General features: G+C 71.0%; 17 protein-coding genes, 1 tRNA gene and 1 pseudogene. 13 read left to right on the plus strand and 6 right to left on the minus strand.

Going from position 1 to position 15,882, the window contains the following annotated elements; translation table 11 throughout:
* Positions 1-36: 36 nt before the first annotated feature.
* Genes K3769_RS21665 through K3769_RS21680 form a run of 4 tightly spaced genes read right to left on the minus strand, consistent with a single transcriptional unit; the run spans position 37 to position 4,340 of the window.
* The gene (locus K3769_RS21665; protein ID WP_267028038.1) at positions 37-921 is read right to left on the minus strand and encodes an SDR family NAD(P)-dependent oxidoreductase; all 885 of its coding nucleotides are present in this window, start codon (positions 919-921) and stop codon (positions 37-39) included.
* Between the two features lie 50 nt (positions 922-971).
* Positions 972-1,451 (minus strand): cupin domain-containing protein, encoded by a 480-nt coding sequence (locus tag K3769_RS21670; protein WP_267031484.1) that lies wholly within the window; start codon positions 1,449-1,451, stop codon positions 972-974.
* 1 nt (position 1,452) lies between these two features.
* Positions 1,453-2,103: a GNAT family N-acetyltransferase gene (locus tag K3769_RS21675; RefSeq protein ID WP_267028039.1), complete on the minus strand. Its 651-nt coding sequence runs from the start codon at positions 2,101-2,103 to the stop codon at positions 1,453-1,455.
* 50 nt (positions 2,104-2,153) lie between these two features.
* Positions 2,154-4,340 carry a penicillin acylase family protein gene (locus K3769_RS21680; protein ID WP_267028040.1) on the minus strand — a complete coding sequence of 729 codons (2,187 nt, stop codon included), beginning with the start codon at positions 4,338-4,340 and terminating at the stop codon, positions 2,154-2,156.
* A 77-nt stretch (positions 4,341-4,417) separates the two neighbouring features.
* Between K3769_RS21680 and K3769_RS21685 the strand changes: the two genes are divergently transcribed.
* The 4 genes from K3769_RS21685 (at position 4,418) to K3769_RS21700 (ending at position 7,626) form a co-directional block, all read left to right on the plus strand.
* The gene (locus K3769_RS21685) at positions 4,418-5,272 is read left to right on the plus strand and encodes a siderophore-interacting protein (protein WP_267028041.1); all 855 of its coding nucleotides are present in this window, start codon (positions 4,418-4,420) and stop codon (positions 5,270-5,272) included.
* A gap of 24 nt (positions 5,273-5,296) precedes the next feature.
* Positions 5,297-5,983, plus strand: a complete 687-nt coding sequence (locus K3769_RS21690) for an HhH-GPD-type base excision DNA repair protein (protein ID WP_267028042.1) — start codon at positions 5,297-5,299, stop codon at positions 5,981-5,983.
* 133 nt (positions 5,984-6,116) lie between these two features.
* Positions 6,117-6,791, plus strand: a complete 675-nt coding sequence (locus K3769_RS21695) for an HdeD family acid-resistance protein (RefSeq protein ID WP_267028043.1) — start codon at positions 6,117-6,119, stop codon at positions 6,789-6,791.
* Positions 6,792-7,296: 505 nt separating this feature from the next.
* Positions 7,297-7,626 carry a hypothetical protein gene (locus tag K3769_RS21700; protein ID WP_267028044.1) on the plus strand — a complete coding sequence of 110 codons (330 nt, stop codon included), beginning with the start codon at positions 7,297-7,299 and terminating at the stop codon, positions 7,624-7,626.
* A gap of 410 nt (positions 7,627-8,036) precedes the next feature.
* Here K3769_RS21700 and K3769_RS21705 read toward each other — a convergent pair.
* Positions 8,037-9,717 (minus strand): annotated as a pseudogene (locus tag K3769_RS21705) (helicase HerA-like domain-containing protein).
* Between the two features lie 231 nt (positions 9,718-9,948).
* Between K3769_RS21705 and K3769_RS21710 the strand changes: the two are divergent.
* Both K3769_RS21710 and K3769_RS21715 read left to right on the plus strand, forming a co-directional pair.
* Complete coding sequence (locus K3769_RS21710) at positions 9,949-10,245, plus strand: type II toxin-antitoxin system VapB family antitoxin (protein ID WP_003999914.1); 297 nt, start codon at positions 9,949-9,951, stop codon at positions 10,243-10,245.
* Positions 10,246-10,367: 122 nt separating this feature from the next.
* Entirely contained in the window at positions 10,368-11,048 is a 681-nt protein-coding gene (locus tag K3769_RS21715; RefSeq protein WP_267028045.1) for a LytR C-terminal domain-containing protein, read from the plus strand.
* 67 nt (positions 11,049-11,115) lie between these two features.
* On the opposite strand, the gene upp is transcribed toward K3769_RS21715, so the two are convergent.
* Positions 11,116-11,751 carry a uracil phosphoribosyltransferase gene (gene upp, locus K3769_RS21720; protein WP_267028046.1) on the minus strand — a complete coding sequence of 212 codons (636 nt, stop codon included), beginning with the start codon at positions 11,749-11,751 and terminating at the stop codon, positions 11,116-11,118.
* A gap of 152 nt (positions 11,752-11,903) precedes the next feature.
* On the opposite strand from upp, the gene K3769_RS21725 reads away from it, so the two are divergent.
* From K3769_RS21725 to K3769_RS21755, 7 genes are all read left to right on the plus strand, one after another.
* On the plus strand, positions 11,904-12,086 hold the full coding sequence (locus K3769_RS21725; protein ID WP_267031485.1) for a hypothetical protein: 183 nt from the start codon (positions 11,904-11,906) through the stop codon (positions 12,084-12,086).
* Between the two features lie 409 nt (positions 12,087-12,495).
* The gene (locus K3769_RS21730) at positions 12,496-13,050 is read left to right on the plus strand and encodes a tRNA adenosine deaminase-associated protein (protein ID WP_267028047.1); all 555 of its coding nucleotides are present in this window, start codon (positions 12,496-12,498) and stop codon (positions 13,048-13,050) included.
* Positions 13,051-13,238: 188 nt separating this feature from the next.
* Positions 13,239-13,670, plus strand: a complete 432-nt coding sequence (gene tadA / locus K3769_RS21735) for a tRNA adenosine(34) deaminase TadA (protein ID WP_267031486.1) — start codon at positions 13,239-13,241, stop codon at positions 13,668-13,670.
* 43 nt (positions 13,671-13,713) lie between these two features.
* Positions 13,714-13,798, plus strand: a tRNA-Ser gene (locus K3769_RS21740).
* 213 nt (positions 13,799-14,011) lie between these two features.
* Positions 14,012-14,191 carry a hypothetical protein gene (locus tag K3769_RS21745; protein ID WP_267028048.1) on the plus strand — a complete coding sequence of 60 codons (180 nt, stop codon included), beginning with the start codon at positions 14,012-14,014 and terminating at the stop codon, positions 14,189-14,191.
* Between the two features lie 45 nt (positions 14,192-14,236).
* Entirely contained in the window at positions 14,237-14,530 is a 294-nt protein-coding gene (locus tag K3769_RS21750) for a Dabb family protein (RefSeq protein WP_267028049.1), read from the plus strand.
* 245 nt (positions 14,531-14,775) lie between these two features.
* The gene (locus K3769_RS21755) at positions 14,776-15,648 is read left to right on the plus strand and encodes an RNA polymerase sigma factor SigF (protein ID WP_267028050.1); all 873 of its coding nucleotides are present in this window, start codon (positions 14,776-14,778) and stop codon (positions 15,646-15,648) included.
* Positions 15,649-15,882 lie beyond the last annotated feature (234 nt).

Genomic DNA, 15,882 nt, shown 5'->3' on the forward strand with positions numbered 1-15,882 from the left:
GGAGTACGGATGTACGCGGCACGTTGTTCAACGCGCTCACCACGTCGGCCGCGCCGAGATCCCCCCGTCCACGACCAGGTCGTGCCCCGTGATCCAGGAGGCCATCGGCGAGGCGAGGAACACACAGGCGTCGCCCACGTCCTCCGGACGCCCCAGCCTCCCGGTGGGCACCGCCTCTTCCCAGCGGCGTACGCCCTCCGGCCAGGCCTGCGCGAGGCCTTCGCGGTCGATCAGCCCGGGCGAGACGGTGTTCACGCGGATTCCGTAGGGACCGTACTCCAGGGCCGCCGAGCGCGCGTGCATGACGACGGCCGCCTTCGACGCGGAGTAGTGCGCGTGGTGCGGGGCGGGGTGCGTGGCCTCGACGGACGCGATGTGCGTGATGCTGCGCACACGTCCACCGGCCTCGCCACTCCCCTCACTCCCCTCAGTTCCCTCAGTTCCCTCAGTTCCCTCAAGCCCCGCAGTCCCCTCAATCCTTTTACTAGCCTCCCTCCCCCCACTCCCCTCACTCGCGTCCCGCATCAACTCCGCCGCGGCCTGCGTGCACGCGAACACGCTCGACACGTTGGCGTCGGCCACCGCCCGCCAGTCCGCCAGCGTCATGCCGGGCAGTTCCTGGACCGGTTGGACGCCCGCGTTGTTGACCAGTGCCGTCAGTACGCCGCCGCCCCAGTCCGCGGCCTCGCGCACCACCCGGTGGCACTCGGACTCCACGGTCAGATCGGCCCGCAGGGCCACCGCACGGCCGCCCGAGTCCGCGATGCGGGCGACGACTTCGTCCGCCGCCTCCGCGTTCGTACGGAAGTGGACGGCCACGGCCGCGCCCGCCGCCGCGAACCTGAGCGCGATCCCCCGTCCGAGGCCGCCCGAAGCACCGGTGATCAGCGCCACCTGGCCCCCGAGCAACCGGCCGCTCACGCCGTGCCTGCCGCTCGTACCACTCGCAGCTCTCTCACCGCTCGCGCCCGTCACGGGCGGCTCAGCGCGGTGATGCGCGCCGCCTCCGCCGGGTAGCGGGCGGCGAGTTCGGTGCCGTCCCCGTGCTCGTACCCCTCGTAGGTGAAGCCGGGTGCCATCGTGCAGCCGAACAGCGACCAGGCGCCGTCCGCGTCGACCCGCGCGCCCATCCAGGTGCGTGCGGGCACGGTGAACTGGACGTGCTGGCCGCCGAGGACGTCCGGGCCGAGCAGGACCGTACGGGACGTGCCGTCGGGGGCGAGGAGCAGCATCTCCAGCGGGTCCCCCAGATAGAAGTGCCAGGTCTCGTCGGCCGGGAGGCGGTGCAGGGCGGAGAAATCGCCGGGCCGGGAGGTCAGGAGGGCCACTATCGCGGAGCCCTCGGGCCGTCCGTCGGGACGTTCGGGGCCCGCCCAGGTGCGGCGGAAGAGGCCGCCCTCCTCGGGGATGGGCTCAAGTCGGTAGTGCGCGGCAAGGGCTTCCGGAGTGATGTCATCGGCCACCCCCCGACCATGCCTCACCTGGAGTCGCCGACGCACCGTCCCGCACGAGAAAAGCCAGCTGGGCCTCCTTCTTCGGCAGGTACACCTCCGGGAGGTCGATCTCCGGCAGCACGACCGACGGGCCCAGCACGAAGCCCTGGCGGAGCAGACGGGCGATCGCCTTCTCGTTGCGGAGGTCGGGCTCGACCACGACCCGCCGTCGGCCGAGTACCCGCAGGACGTACGTGGTGAAGGCCCCCAGCAGGGCCGTGCTGTGGCCGGGCCGGCCGATGCCGTCGGGCGCCGGGGCGATCAGCAGGTGGACGCCGATGTCACCGGGTTCCACCTCGTAGCACTCACTGACCCGGTCGGCCTCCGGTTCGTACGTCTGGAAGAGCGCGGCCGGTTCGCCGTCCAGGACGGCGAGGAACGCGTGGTGCGTGTCGAGCGAGCCGAGATGCCGGTAGGTCTCCAGCACCTGCTTCCTGGTGAAACCGCGCATGCCCCAGAAACGGGCCCGTTCGGCCGTCACCCAGGGATGCAGCACGTCCAGGTCGGCCTCCGCGTCCACGGGCACGATACGGACGGTGCCGAGACCTTCGACGGCTTCCTCGTGGACGGCCGCGCGGTCTTGGAGGGACGAAGTCCCAGCCCCAGTCATAGCCCCCGTCACAGTCGTGGTCGTGGTCGTGGTCGTGGTCGTGTGTGGCGTCATGCGGGGTCCTCGTTCTCGTTGTTCGGCCGGTCCGGGCGGAGTCGGTTCCAGTCGGTGGTCACGGGGGCCAGTTCTCCGCCGAGCCACAGGGGAAGTTGGTCGCGGTGGTGCGGTGAGCCCGGGACGCCCGACGTGCCGAACGGCACCACCCAGAGGCTCTCCTCACGCCGTGCCAGGTCCCACACGTAACGGGCGGCCGGGCCGCGTGCCGCCCGGTCGGTGAGCCCCGGCACGGCCGAGGTGCACAGCACGCAGTCGTGATCGCCGGAGAGCCCCGGCTCGTTCGCGTCGTACGAGGGGTCCGGCAGCGCCCGCCACGGGGCGAGGCGGTGGGTGTCACCCCACACACCTTTCGGCGGGGTCCCGGCCACCTCCTCCAAGGCCGCCCTGACGACTTCGGCGCGGTCGATCCCGTACAACTCCTCGGCCGTGAGGAGGTTTTCGAGGGCGAAGGCGACCCGGGGGAGGAGGGCCAGCCAGGGGCGGAACACCTCGGGGTACGGCAGGGGTTCGGTCAGCGGGGCCAGGGCGGGGTGGGCGGCGAGGCGGCGTACGACGGCGCCGCGGACCGCCGCGTAACCGGCCGCCTCCGTGCTGTCCGCGGCCATGTGACGGTCCCAGCGCAGGAGTTGTGCGCGCAGGGCGGCGGCCTCGGGGCTGAGGTCTTGGAGGGCGGCGAGGTGGTTCAGCAGCGGGGCCGCGGAGGCGAGATGGGTGTCCATGTGGAGGTCGGCCATGTCGGCGGCCGTCCAGTTCTTCCGCGCGTCGAGGAGGGCGCGCAGGCGGGTGGCCCGGTGCGGCGGGGCGAACTCGACGCCGAGGGGGGTGGCGGGGCCGCGCTGGTTGGCCATGACCGCGATGCCGTCGTCGACCGTGCCGCGCGGCATGGGGGCGTACCAGCCGTGCCATGCGTGGGCGGGTTCCCAGGCCGGGACGATCCGGGTGCCGTTCAGCGGGTCGCGCACCGGCACGCGGCCCGCGACGCGGTGGAGCAGGCCGCCCTCGGTGTCGGCCGCCTGGACGACGTTGACGGGCTCGGCCCAGGCGTCGAGGGCGCGGTCCACGTCGGCGACCCGGCGGGCGCGGAGGAGGGGGAGGAGGGCGCTGAAGCCGAGGTCTTCGCGGACGCGGGGCGGGTAACGGAGGGTGATGGGGCCGCCGGTTGTGTCGTCGACGTCGGCTTCACCACCCGCGTCGGCGTCGGCGTCGGCGTCGGCTTCACCACCCGCGTCGGCGTCCGCTTCCGCTTCCGCTTCGGTGTTGATGATGACCGGGCCGCGGTCGGTCTCGATCACCTCGACCTCCACCGGGTCGGCGCCGGCCACCTCGATCAGCTCTGTGTGACGGGCGGCGGGGTGCCACAGTCCGTCCGGGCCGAGTGCCTCGACCAGCCGTTCCGCTCCGTCGCCGGACCGGCGGAGCCGCTCCCGGTACAGGTCCTGGTAGTCGGCCATCGCGTTGGTGATCGCCCAGGCCACCGTGCCGGTGTGGCCGAAGTGGGCGATGCCGGGGACGCCCGGTACGGCCAGGCCCACGACGTCGAACTCCGGGCAGCACAACCGGACTTGCTGGTAGACACCCGGCGCCTCGATGAAACGGTGGGGGTCGCCCGCGATGACCGGCCGGCCGGTGGCCGTGCGCTCGCCGGTGACGAGCCAGCCGTTGCTGCCGGAGGTGCCGGGTCCGTCGGTGGCGAACAGGGCGACGGCGTCCGGACCGAGCCGGCGTACGACCTCCTCGCGCCACAGCTTGGCCGGGAACCCGGCGAACAGGATGTGCGTGGCCAGCCAGACACCCAGCGGTGTCCACGGCTCCCATCGCCCCGGTACGAGCCCGACGGCCCCGAACTCGGGTGCGCGGCGGGCTCCTTCGGGCAGGCCCTGATTCACCCCGTCGACGTACGCCCGGACCCAGGCGGCGGTCTCGGGGTCCCGTCTCTCCAGGGCCGTGAAGCAGCGTCTCGCCGTGTCGTCGAGCAGGGCCTGTCTCGCGAACCGGTCCCAGGCGAGCGCGTCCGCGCCGAGGAACGCGGCCGAGGTGCCACGCGCCCTGTGCCGCTCGACCTCGATCTGCCAGGCGCGGTCGTGTGCCGTGACGAGACCCTGGGCGCGGGCCAGTTCGAACGCGTCGCCCGCGCGCAGATGCGGTACGCCCCAGGCGTCACGGTAGATCTCGACAGTCACCCTGCGTCCTCCATTTGATTAGGTTAGGCTCACCTAAGTAGATATCCCGGAATCGTACGCGAGGGGCGAAAAACGTCATGGGGCAGGGGCAGGGGCAGGAACGGAGGCCGGGGCCGGGGCGGGAACGGAGGCCGGGGCCGGGGCGGGAACGGAGGCCGGGGCGGGGGCAGGGGCATGGCTGGGAGGGCGCGGTTCTCAGACTGTTCCGGGGCAGGGACTTCGCGTTCACGGTTCTGGGCGCGGAGGACGTCACCGAGCACTACCGCCGACTGCGCCTCTCCGACGGTGGCATGCTCGGGGTGACCGGGGTGCATCCCACGATGTGGGTACGGCTCTGGTTCGACAACGCGGGCAAGCCGCACCAGCGGGCATACACACTCGTGGATCCCGATCCGGTCGCGGGCACCTTCGGCCTGGAGTTCGCGCTGCACGCCGGGTGCGCGAGCGACTGGGCACGGTCCGCGCAGCCGGGGGACACCATCGAGGCCACCGTCCAGGGCACGGGCTTCACCGATCCGGACCCGGTCCCGTCCCGGGTACTGGCCATCGCCGACGCCGCCTCGCTGCCCGCCCTCAACTCCCTGCTGGGCGCGGTGGGGACGGCACCCGCGACGATCTGGTTCGAGACCGCAGGGAGCGGCGGGCCCTCCGGGAGCGGTGCGGGTGGGGATCCCCGGGGCGTCGACGGGCTGCCCCTGCGGGTGGACCCGGCCCGCCACGACCTGCGTACGGTTCCCCGGCTCGACCGGGGCGCCCACCTGGTGGCACAGGTGCGGGCCGCCGTGCCGGAACTCCTCAAGGAGACCGCAGACCCGTATGTCTGGATCGCCTGCGACACCGCGACGACCCGCTCGCTGTCCGCGTACTTCCGCAAGGAACTGGCCCTTCCGAAGCAGCGGGTGAACGCGCTGGGGTACTGGCGAGCGGCCTGAACCCGCACGGGCGATGATCGGGACATGGACGTCAACGTCACCCTGCACCTCGCCCAGCGGCCCGAGGCCGACGAACTCCTCGGCCGCAGCCCGCTCGCCGCACTCGTCGGCATGCTGCTCGACCAGCAGGTACCGATGGAGTGGGCGTTCGCGGGCCCGTACACGATCGCGCGGCGGCTCGGCGGGGAGAACCTCGACGCGCACGAGATCACGGCGTACGAGCCGGAGGCCTTCGCGGCCCTGCTGTCCACGAAACCGGCCGTCCACCGCTACCCCGGCTCGATGGCCAAGCGGATCCAGCAACTGTGCCAGTACCTCGTCGAGCACTACGACGGGGACGCGGCGAGGGTCTGGGAGGGCGCGGGTACGGGCACGGGGACCGGAGCGGCGACGGGGGCGGAGTTGTTGCGGCGGCTCAAGGAACTGCCCGGCTTCGGTACGCAGAAGGCGCAGATCTTCCTCGCCCTGCTGGGCAAACAGCTGGGCGTACGCCCGAAGGGCTGGCGTGAGGCCGCGGGCTCCTACGGCGAGGCCGGCTCCTTCCGCTCGGTCGCGGACATCACCGGCCCGGAGTCGCTGACGAAGGTGCGGGCGCACAAGCAGGAGATGAAGGCGGCGGCGAAAGCGGCGGCCGAGACGACCGCGAGGGCGGCGAAGACGGTGAAGGCGGTGAAGGCGACGAAGGGCGCGGAGGGGGCGGAGGGGGCGTAGACCTCCCGTAAGTGAGGTTCTGCTGGGCGGGTCGTGTCATCGCGTCATCGTGTCCTCGTGTCCTCGCGTCCTCGCGTTCAGTCGTTCGGGTGGCACGAGTGGCAGGGGTACCGGTCCCGGCTGAGCATGAGGCATGGCCGAGGTACCGAATGGCGGCCCCTGGGGCCCTGAATACGACGACCGACGAGCCCACGCGGCCCGTGACCCGCGCCGGACCGGCGATCTCCACGAGCCGGACGACCGACTCGAAGGTCCCCTCTTCCTGCTCTCCCGCACCGCCTGGCAGACCGTACTGGCCGCCGGGATCGCCGCACTGGCGCTCGGCGTCATGATGCTGGTGTGGCCGAAGGCGACGCTGCTCGCGGCGGGCGTGCTCTTCGGGCTCTATCTGCTGTTCAGCGGCGTACTCCAACTGGCCTCCGCCTTCGGGACGCACGCGGCGACCTCCCTGCGGGTGATGGCGTTCATCAGCGGAGCGCTGTCCATCCTGCTGGGGCTGTTCTGCTTCCGGGGCGCGATGCAGTCGATCCTGCTGCTCGCGCTGTGGATCGGCATCGGCTGGTTGTTCCGCGGTGTCACGTACACGCTGGCCGCCGCGTCCGACCCGTCCGTGCCCGCCCGGGGCTGGCAGATCCTCCTCGGGATCCTCAGCTTCCTCGCCGGTGTCGTCCTGATCGTCTCCCCCTTCGAGTCGGTGGCCGTCCTCACCGTCGTCGGCGGCGCGTGGTTGCTGGCGCTCGGCGTCACGGAGATCATCACGTCGCTGCAGATGCGCAAACGGGCCCGATCCGTGCCGCGCGCGCTCTGAGCGTGGTGGCGTCGTGCGGGGCCGGGCCTCCCCTGGCCCGTGGGCGCCGCCCTACGCCAAGCGGGCGGTTCTACGGGGGTGACCGATGCGCTCGGCCCTTCGACCGGGGACATGACGTCGCATGAGCCCCGACCGGAACCTGGCCCGGAGCCCCGACGGGAGTCTTGAGGGGAGACCCGGAGGGAGTCTTGAGGGGAGACCCGGCGGGAGCCCCGACGAGACTCCGGCCGGGACTCCCATCCGGACCCCCGTCTGGATCGGCGTCCGGACTGCCATCGGGACTCCCGTCCGGACCCCCGTCTGGATCGGCGTCCGGACTACCGTCGGGACCCGCGTCCGGAGTGCCGTCGGGACCCGCGTCCGGACTCCGGTCAAGTTTCCCGCCCGGACCACCGCCCGGCCTCCCGCCGGGACGTCCGTCGCGAGTCGCGTCCCGAATCCCGCCGGAGCTCCCGACCGGTTCAGCCCGCGCACGCCGTGCGGGGCGGCCCGGCGGCGGCTCCTCGTGCTGCTCGCCTCGCTGCTGTGCGCGCTGTGTGCGGCGGGCGTAGTCGGCGCGGCCGGTTCGGCGGGCGGACACAGCGGGATCCGTACGGCCCCGCCCGCCGCCGTCTCCACCGAGCCCGGTCTCGAACACCCCCAAGACGTCCAGGACACCGCTTTCCGATCGGCCGGCCGACAAGGCCACCGCCCTCTGGCACCCCGGCGCCCGGCTGAGCGGTCCGCGCCACGCCCCGCCACCACCACCGCCACCGAGCGCCCCCACTCGCGGGCTCGCGCCCTCCACCACGCCCCCGCCCCGCGCACCCTGCGCTGCATGGTCCTCCGCTGCTGAGGAGCCCGGCTCCGGCCGAACCGCTCCCCTCCCCCCAGCAGTACGAGCAGCACGAGAGGACCCTCTCCATGCCGACGGACCCGTACGCGATCCTGCACGCCCTGGTACGCGCCGAATCCCTCCGCAACGCCCCGAAACCGCCCCCCGCTACCCACCGGGCCGCGCCCGAACCGAAGGCGGCGCAGACACCATCACCGTCACCGTCACCGTCACCGTCACCCGGTTCGGAGTCCGCGTCCGCGTCCGCGTCCGCGTCCGCGTCCGCGTCCGCGTCCGCTTCGGCTTCGGCTTCGGAGCAGATCCCGTCCCGGAACCGCGAGCGGGACTGAGTCGACCGGCGGGGGCGGCCAGGCCGCAGCCGACCCGTCCCCGCCGCAGCCCTCGCCGCCGGGGAAGCGATCACGGTCCGGCTACCGCCTGCGCCGGGCCGTGCCGAAGACCGACCGGGTGATCTCGCGCCCGATCTGCGTACCCAAGCTGCGGGCCAGGGACTTGAAGACCCCGCTGCTGACGACCTGCTGGACGACGGAGGGGGCCTCCTCGGCCGTCCGGGATTTCGGGGAATCACGGGGATCACGGGAATCACGGGAAGGCTCAACTGCCTGCCCAGCCGCCCGCCCGGCTGGTTGCCCTGTGGTCTGCCCACTCCGCCCCCGCCCCCGCCTCCGCCGCCCGCAGCTTCTCGTACGCCGAGTCGCGGTCGACCGCGGCGGCATAGCGCGCGTGCAGCGGCGACTGTTCGACCGCCCGGTCGAGGACCGCCGGGTCCACCGGGCCCATCAGGGACTCCGGCGCCCGCAACCGCGTCGCCGCGACCGGCGTGGGCGCGCCCTTCTCGCTGAGGACGGTGACGACGGCCTCCCCGGTGCCGAGGGCGGTGAGTACCTCCTCCAGGTCGTACGGGGAGTCGGGGAAGGTCTTCACCGTGGCCTTGAGCGCCTTCTGGTCGTCGGGGGTGAAGGCGCGCAGCGCGTGCTGGACACGGTTGCCGAGTTGGGCGAGGACGTCCGCGGGTACGTCCTTGGGGGTCTGCGTGACGAAGAAGATGCCGACCCCTTTCGAGCGAATCAGCCGGACGGTCTGCGTGATGGAGTCCAGGAAGGCCCTGGACGCGTCGCTGAACAGCAGATGCGCCTCGTCGAAGAAGAAGACGAGTTTCGGCTTGTCGACGTCACCGACCTCGGGGAGGTCGTGGAAGAGATCGGCGAGGAGCCACATCAGGAACGTCGAGAAGAGCTGCGGTTTGTCCTGCACGGCGGGCAGTTCCAGGACGGAGACCGTGCCCCGGCCGTCCGCCGCCACCTTCAGCAGCTCGTTCGTGTCGAACTCCGGCTCGCCGAAGAACGGGCTCATCCCCTGGGCCTCGAACGCGGTCAGCGAGCGCAGGATCACGCCGGCCGTGGCCGTGGAGAGACCGCCGATGTCCTTCAGCTCGGACTTGCCCTCGTCGGAGGTGAGGAAGCCGACCACGGCCCGCAGGTCCTTGAGGTCGACCAGCTCCAGGCCCTTCTGGTCCGCGTAGTGGAAGATCAGGCCGAGCGACTGCTCCTGCGTCTGATTCAGCCGGAGCACCTTGGCGAGCAGGACCGGACCGAAACTCGTGACGGTCGCGCGTACGGGGATGCCGTGGCCCATGCCTCCGAGGGCGTAGAACTCACACGGACAACCGGTCGGCGTCCACTCCTGGCGGACCTCCGAGGCCCGCGTCCGCACCTTGTCGTTCTCCTCGCCCGGTGCGGAGATCCCGGAGACGTCGCCCTTCACGTCCGCGAGGAACACCGGCACCCCCTGCGCCGACAGCTGCTCGGCGATGAGCTGCAGGGTCTTGGTCTTGCCGGTGCCGGTCGCGCCGGCCACCAGACCGTGCCGGTTCAGCATCCCCAGCGCGATACGGATCTGCGCGTCCGGCAGACACCGCCCGTCCCACAGCAGAGCCCCCAGATCGAGCGCGGCCCCCGGGAAGGCGTACCCGGAGGCGATCGCCAGCGCTTCCGGCGGCGGAGCGGGGGTGGAGGCAGGGGTAGAGGCGGGGGTGGGGGTGGCGCCAGGGGCGTCAGCCGTACCCGGCCGCCGCGTTTCACTGTCAGTCATTCAAGGCCCCTGTTCCCGGGTTTCCCCAGTCCGTTTCCGAGCCCGCTCTGAGTCCGTCTCCGAACCTGGTCTCGGGTCGTTTCCGAGCACGTTCTCGGGTCGTTTCCGAAAGGATCATGAACGGGTGATCCGGGAGAATTACCGGTTTGCCCATATTTACGACGTCATTTCCAGCGTCGCACTCCGCCGCCATGGCTGCGCCCGGAAGCTCTTGACCGGTAGGCTTTCCGTGTGATCTTCAAGCGCATCGGAAACGGACGGCCGTACCCCGACCACGGCCGGGAAAGCACCCGGCAGTGGGCGGATGTCGCGCCGCGCCCGGTCCGCCTCGATCAGTTGGTGACGACCAAGGGCCAGCTCGACCTGGAAACGCTGCTCGCCGAGGACTCCACGTTCTACGGCGACCTCTTCGCGCACGTCGTGAAGTGGCAGGGCGACCTGTACCTGGAGGACGGCCTGCACCGCGCCGTCCGTGCCGCGCTCCAGCAGCGCCAGGTACTCCACGCCCGCGTCCTCGAACTGGACTGAGCCCTCCCTCGACGGGCACGGGCGGGCATGAACCCGTCCGGGTTGGCCCTTATGGGTTGGACTGAGCCCCGGTCAATGATCATCTAGTAGGCATCGCCGCCCAAGCGCACTACGCTGCGCACATGAGCATGCTCACTCCCCCAGGCATGGGCGGCCAGTACCGGATCACGGGGGACAAGTACCCACGGATGCGTAGAAACCGGGGGCGCCGCAGGATCGTGCTCGCGGTCGCCGCCTCCGTCACCGCACTCGGACTGGCCGGCTGGGGAACCCTGCAGCTCATCGACGTCTTCACGGGCGGCGGCGACAAGGCGTCCGCGGCGGGTTCGGCACCGGGCTGCAAGCCGTCCCCTTCGCCCTCCGCGCGCCCGGTCAAAGCTCTGCCCGAGCCCGGCCGGATCACCGTGAACGTCCTCAACGCCACGGCCCGCAAGGGTCTCGCCAAGGACACCGCGGACGCGCTGAAGAAGCGCGGCTTCAAGATCGGCGAGGTGGGCAACGCGACCAAGGCGTACGACAAGAAGGTCGACGGGCCCGGCATCGTGCTCGGTGCGAAAGCGGCGGCCGACGCCGCGCTCCCCGTTCTCGCGACCCAGCTCGCCGGTGCCGAGCTGAAGACCGACACCCGGGCCAAGCCCGCGGAGGTCGATCTGATCCTCGGCAAGGCCTACAAGGCCCTGACGACGAAAGAGGACGCCGACAAGGCACTGACCACACTGGCCAGGCCCGAACCGGCGCCCTCGACGAAGAAGGACTGCAGAAGAAGGACTGCTGAGGAAGGTCGGCTGAAGAAGGACGGCTGAGCCGGATTGCCGCTCGCCCCGCCGTCCGGCCGTCCGGCTATGCAGCCGTCCTGCATGCGCTATTCGGCTATTCGGCCGCGCCGTACATACGGTCTCCCGCGTCGCCCAGGCCCGGGACGATGTAGCCGCTCTCGTTCAGGCGCTCGTCGACCGACGCGGTCACGACCGTGACCGGGGCGCCCGCGAGGTCGCGCTCCATGACCTCCACGCCCTCCGGGGCGGCGAGCAGGACCACGGCGGTCACGTCGTCGGCGCCGCGCTTGATCAGCTCCTGGATCGCCGCGACGAGGGTGCCACCGGTGGCCAGCATCGGGTCCAGGACGTACACCTGGCGCCCGGAGAGGTCCTCCGGCATACGGGTCGCGTACGTGGACGCCTGGAGCGTCTCCTCGTCGCGGATCATGCCGAGGAAACCCACCTCGGCGGTGGGCAGCAGACGCACCATGCCGTCGAGCATGCCGAGGCCCGCGCGCAGGATCGGTACGACGAGGGGGCGCGGGTAGGACAGCTTGACGCCCGTGGTGGCGGACACCGGGGTCTCGATGTCGACCTGTTCGGTGCGCACGTCCCGCGTGGCCTCGTAGGCGAGCAGGGTGACCAGCTCGTCGGCGAGCCGACGGAAGGTCGGGGAGTCGGTGCGGCGGTCGCGCAGCGTGGTGAGCTTATGAGCGACCAGGGGGTGGTCGACGACGTGGAGACGCATGTCCACCAGGGTATCCGGGCCCGTCCAGACCGCCCGTCGCCCGTCGCCACCTGGTACGAGAACACTTCGCCGTTACCACCGCGCAAACCTCCGCTGGCATCAAACCGCTCGTCGGGGGGAAAGTGGGAGTGACCGAACTGGGGGTGTTGCGGATGCCGGACCCGGAGCGACAGAACCGGGAAGACCTGGAGAGCGACGCGCAGCGCCGCAGGCGCAGGGCCCAGTTCCTGCGGGAGCTCGCGGAGGCTCGCGAGCTGCGCGACCGGGTGCAGCCGCGCCGGGCGAAAACGGCCCGCCTGCGCCACGCGATGCGCATGCGCACGTTCCGCTGGTAGCCACGCCGTGACGGACCCGCCGCCCGAGCACAGCACACCCCACTCCCGGACACCCGCGGACCGCGACCAGCCACCGGATCCGCCCGAAGGCCCGCCCGTGGGGGCATCGCGGCGCGACCCGCCGGGCCGGCCCGGGGGACGGCGCGTACGAAGCCGGGGCCCGGCGGCGTACGATCCCGCTGTCGGTGGGCGCCGGGCGCCCAGGTGAGGCCATGCGGCGGCGTGACGCACGCGCCACGCGACCGGGCGTGGGAACCCGACCGGGACACAGCGAGCCGAAGACCTCTCCTGAACGCTCTGTTTCTGCCACGATTCCGAGTGGGCGGGGCTCGGAGCACGTATCCGCCGCCCACAACCTCCGCCGGGGGGACCCCCAACCGGCACGCCTAGGACCAGTGGGAGAGTCACGGTGTACTTCGCCGCACTGCTCGCGCGCACCGAAGACGGGTGGGAAGCGAGCGACACAGAGCTCGACGATGTGGAGACCCTGTCGGATCTAGCCGACCTGGCCCGCGAAGCCTCGGTCGACGACGACACGGTGCTCGTCTACATCGAGCAGGAGGACGCGTGGTTCGGAGTCGTCCGCGTGGACGGCGAGGAGGACCCTCGCGTCTACGTCTCGGACGGCGCGGCCGCGGCCCGCAGTTCGTACGGCGAGATCCTGCTCACGGACGAACTGCTCGGACGGGAGCCCGGCGACGACGATGTCGCCGACCTGGACTCCCTCGACCTCGACGGCACGGAGGACGGTGAACCCGAGGACGAGACCGACGACGAGGAAGAGGACGACGTCGGCACCACCTCCAAGGGTGCGACCGTGCCGTCCGGACCCATCGGCGACCGCGAGGTCCTCACCGATCTCGGTGTGAACGAGAAGGAGTTGCTGGCCCTGGACGGCACCGACGCACTCGGCGAGATCGCCGAGGTCCTCGGGGTGGCAGAGGTCCTGGAGACCGTCCGCTGACTCCGTCGAACCCCCAGGAGGAACAGGACCCGGCCGACGGTCCCGTACCCGTACCCGTACCCGCGCCCGCGCCCGCGCCCACACGAGATCCGGTACAGGATCTTGTACGCGATCCCGTACAAGATCTTGTGCGAGGTCCTGTACGAGGTCCTGTGCAGGATCCCGTACGCGACCGCTGGCGGCCCGCGATGCGGCTCGCCCTGGAACAGGCCGGACTCGCGGGCCGCGGCAAGGACGTACCCGTCGGCGCCGTGGTGCTGGCCCCGGACGGCACGACGGTGCTCGCCACCGGGCACAACGAACGTGAGGCGGCCGGTGACCCGACCGCCCACGCCGAGGTGCTGGCGATCCGCCGGGCCGCCGCGAGGACCGGGGAGTGGCGGCTCACCGGCTGCACGCTCGTCGTCACCCTCGAACCCTGCACGATGTGCGCCGGCGCGCTCGTCCAGTCCCGGGTGGACCGGGTCGTCTACGGCGCCCGGGACGAGAAGGCGGGCGCGGCCGGCTCCCTCTGGGACGTCGTACGCGACCGCCGGCTCAACCACCGGCCCGAAGTGATCGCCGGAGTGCTCGACGAGGAGTGCGCCCGGCTGCTCACGGAGTTCTTCAGGGGCCGCTGAACCGATTTCCGAGCACGGCCCATCGTGGGCTAGGATCTCTCTCGGTAGCGTGTCCGAGCGGCCGAAGGAGCTCGCCTCGAAAGCGAGTGTGGCGCAAGTCACCGAGGGTTCAAATCCCTCCGCTACCGCAGGTAGATGAAGGGCCCGGTCCACTGGACCGGGCCCTTCGTGCTGCCCGCCCGTCCTGCTCCGCTTCGCCCCATTGAAAGATCGTCAGATCAACTGCCTGGGGTTACACTCGCCGCCGACACCACGGGCCCCGCCAGGCACAGCGCCCTCAGGGCGCGGGCAGTGCGTAGCGGGCAGCAGGCACAGACAGCCAGGCACACGGGGAGGCCGCGATGGCGGTGAATTCGAAGAAGATCGCCGTCTACGTAGTCGTGGTCTTCGCGCTGTACGTGATCATCACCGACCCCGAGAACGCGGCGGACTACGTCCAGATAGGCTTCGAGGGCATCTCGAACGCCGCGCAGTCCGTCGGTGACTTCATGACCTGGATCGCCGACGGGGCCAAGGACTAGCGGCGGCCCCACCGCCCCCTTTCCCCGTTCGTCCTGGGAGTGCACGTGATCCGCCACCTGGTCCTCTTCAAGCTCAACGAAGGCGTCGCACGGGACGAAGCCCGCGTCGTCGAGGGCGTCGCCGCCTTCCGTGCGCTCGGCGGGACGATTCCCGAACTGCAGTTCTGGGAGTGCGCGTGGAACATCACCGACCGCCCCATCGCCTACGACTTCGCGATCAACTCGGCGGTCGAGGACACGGACGCGCTCAAGCGGTACATCGAGCACCCCGCCCATCAGGCGGGCGTCGCCCTGTGGCGCGAGTTCGCCACCTGGGTGATCGCCGACTACGAGTTCTGAGCCCCGCGGAACAGCGCAACGGCGGAACAGCAGCCCCTCGCCCGAATGGCGGGGGGTTTCTTCATGCTCCCGCACGCCTCTGACCCGGAGCTGGTTTCAACACGGAGTGATGAGGTGCTTGCACACAGTGCACATGTCTTGTGATGCTATGACCGCTTTTGACCGATGAGTTGACGCATGTGTCTGACGGACGTCGTTCGGACTTGTGTTTTCACGGGTTGACGGACCCAGAGGTGGAGTTGACCGTGCCGGCCAGTACAGCGCCTCAAGCACCCGCACCTCCCCAGCAGAAGCCGCAGGCCCTCGAACGGCTCGACGAGCCGGGCGACGCCCGGGACCAGAGCCCGCAGCGGCGCCGCGGGGCCGACACCCGGGCCCTCACCCAGGTCCTCTTCGCCGAGCTCAAGAACCTGGAGCCCGGCACCGCCGAGCACGGCCGGGTGCGGGCCGCGCTGATCGAGGCGAACCTCCCGCTCGTGCGGTACGCCGCCGCCCGCTTCCGCTCGCGCAACGAGCCCATGGAGGACGTCGTCCAGGTCGGCACCATCGGCCTGATCAACGCCATCGACCGCTTCGACCCCGACCGGGGCGTGCAGTTCCCGACCTTCGCGATGCCCACCGTCATCGGCGAGATCAAGCGGTACTTCCGCGACAACGTCCGCACGGTCCACGTACCGCGCCGGCTGCACGAGCTGTGGGTGCAGGTGAACAGCGCCACCGAGGATCTCACGACAGCCTTCGGACGTACGCCCACGACCGCCGAGATCGCCGAGCGGCTGCGCATCACCGAGGACGAGGTACTGGCCTGCATCGAGGCCGGACGCTCGTACCACGCGACCTCCCTGGAGGCCGCCCAGGAGGGCGACGGGCTGCCGGGCCTCCTCGACCGGCTCGGTTTCGAGGACCCCGCACTGGACGGCGTGGAGCACCGCGACCTCGTACGGCACCTGCTCGTCCAGCTCCCCGAGCGGGAGCAGCGCATCCTTCTGCTGCGTTACTACAGCAATCTGACGCAGTCACAGATCAGCGCCGAACTCGGTGTCTCGCAGATGCATGTGTCAAGGCTCCTCGCCCGTAGCTTCGCTCGGCTTCGATCCGCAAACAGGATCGAGGCGTAGCTCCGGGGAGCGAATCGCTTCCAAGGCCTTTTCCCGACGTTTCTGCGCCGAAAAACCGTCAGACCCCCTTTTTCCAGGGCCTATTCACCCTTCTCGTGTCGACATGTCACTACAGCGTGTTGCCGACATGTGACATTCTTCCGGTGACGCGTTTGCCGCAGCTCCGCCTCCGGTATTCAGGTGGAGGCTGCGTTCCTTCGACGGGAGCGTCCGCCGCGACCGTCCGCGACCCAA

Origin of the sequence: Streptomyces ortus (assembly GCF_026341275.1) — a bacterium.
Taxonomy (GTDB): Bacteria; Actinomycetota; Actinomycetes; order Streptomycetales; family Streptomycetaceae; genus Streptomyces; species Streptomyces ortus.

Coding starts and splice junctions, on each gene's coding strand:
- K3769_RS21715 (WP_267028045.1), top strand. CDS start 10,368: ATGAGCATGCTCACTCCCCCAGGCATGGGCGGCCAGTACCGGATCACG.
- K3769_RS21685 (WP_267028041.1), top strand. CDS start 4,418: ATGGGGCAGGGGCAGGGGCAGGAACGGAGGCCGGGGCCGGGGCGGGAA.
- K3769_RS21675 (WP_267028039.1), bottom strand. CDS start 2,103: ATGACTGGGGCTGGGACTTCGTCCCTCCAAGACCGCGCGGCCGTCCAC.
- K3769_RS21725 (WP_267031485.1), top strand. CDS start 11,904: ATGCCGGACCCGGAGCGACAGAACCGGGAAGACCTGGAGAGCGACGCG.
- K3769_RS21695 (WP_267028043.1), top strand. CDS start 6,117: ATGGCCGAGGTACCGAATGGCGGCCCCTGGGGCCCTGAATACGACGAC.
- upp (WP_267028046.1), bottom strand. CDS start 11,751: ATGCGTCTCCACGTCGTCGACCACCCCCTGGTCGCTCATAAGCTCACC.
- K3769_RS21690 (WP_267028042.1), top strand. CDS start 5,297: ATGGACGTCAACGTCACCCTGCACCTCGCCCAGCGGCCCGAGGCCGAC.
- K3769_RS21745 (WP_267028048.1), top strand. CDS start 14,012: ATGGCGGTGAATTCGAAGAAGATCGCCGTCTACGTAGTCGTGGTCTTC.
- tadA (WP_267031486.1), top strand. CDS start 13,239: ATGCGGCTCGCCCTGGAACAGGCCGGACTCGCGGGCCGCGGCAAGGAC.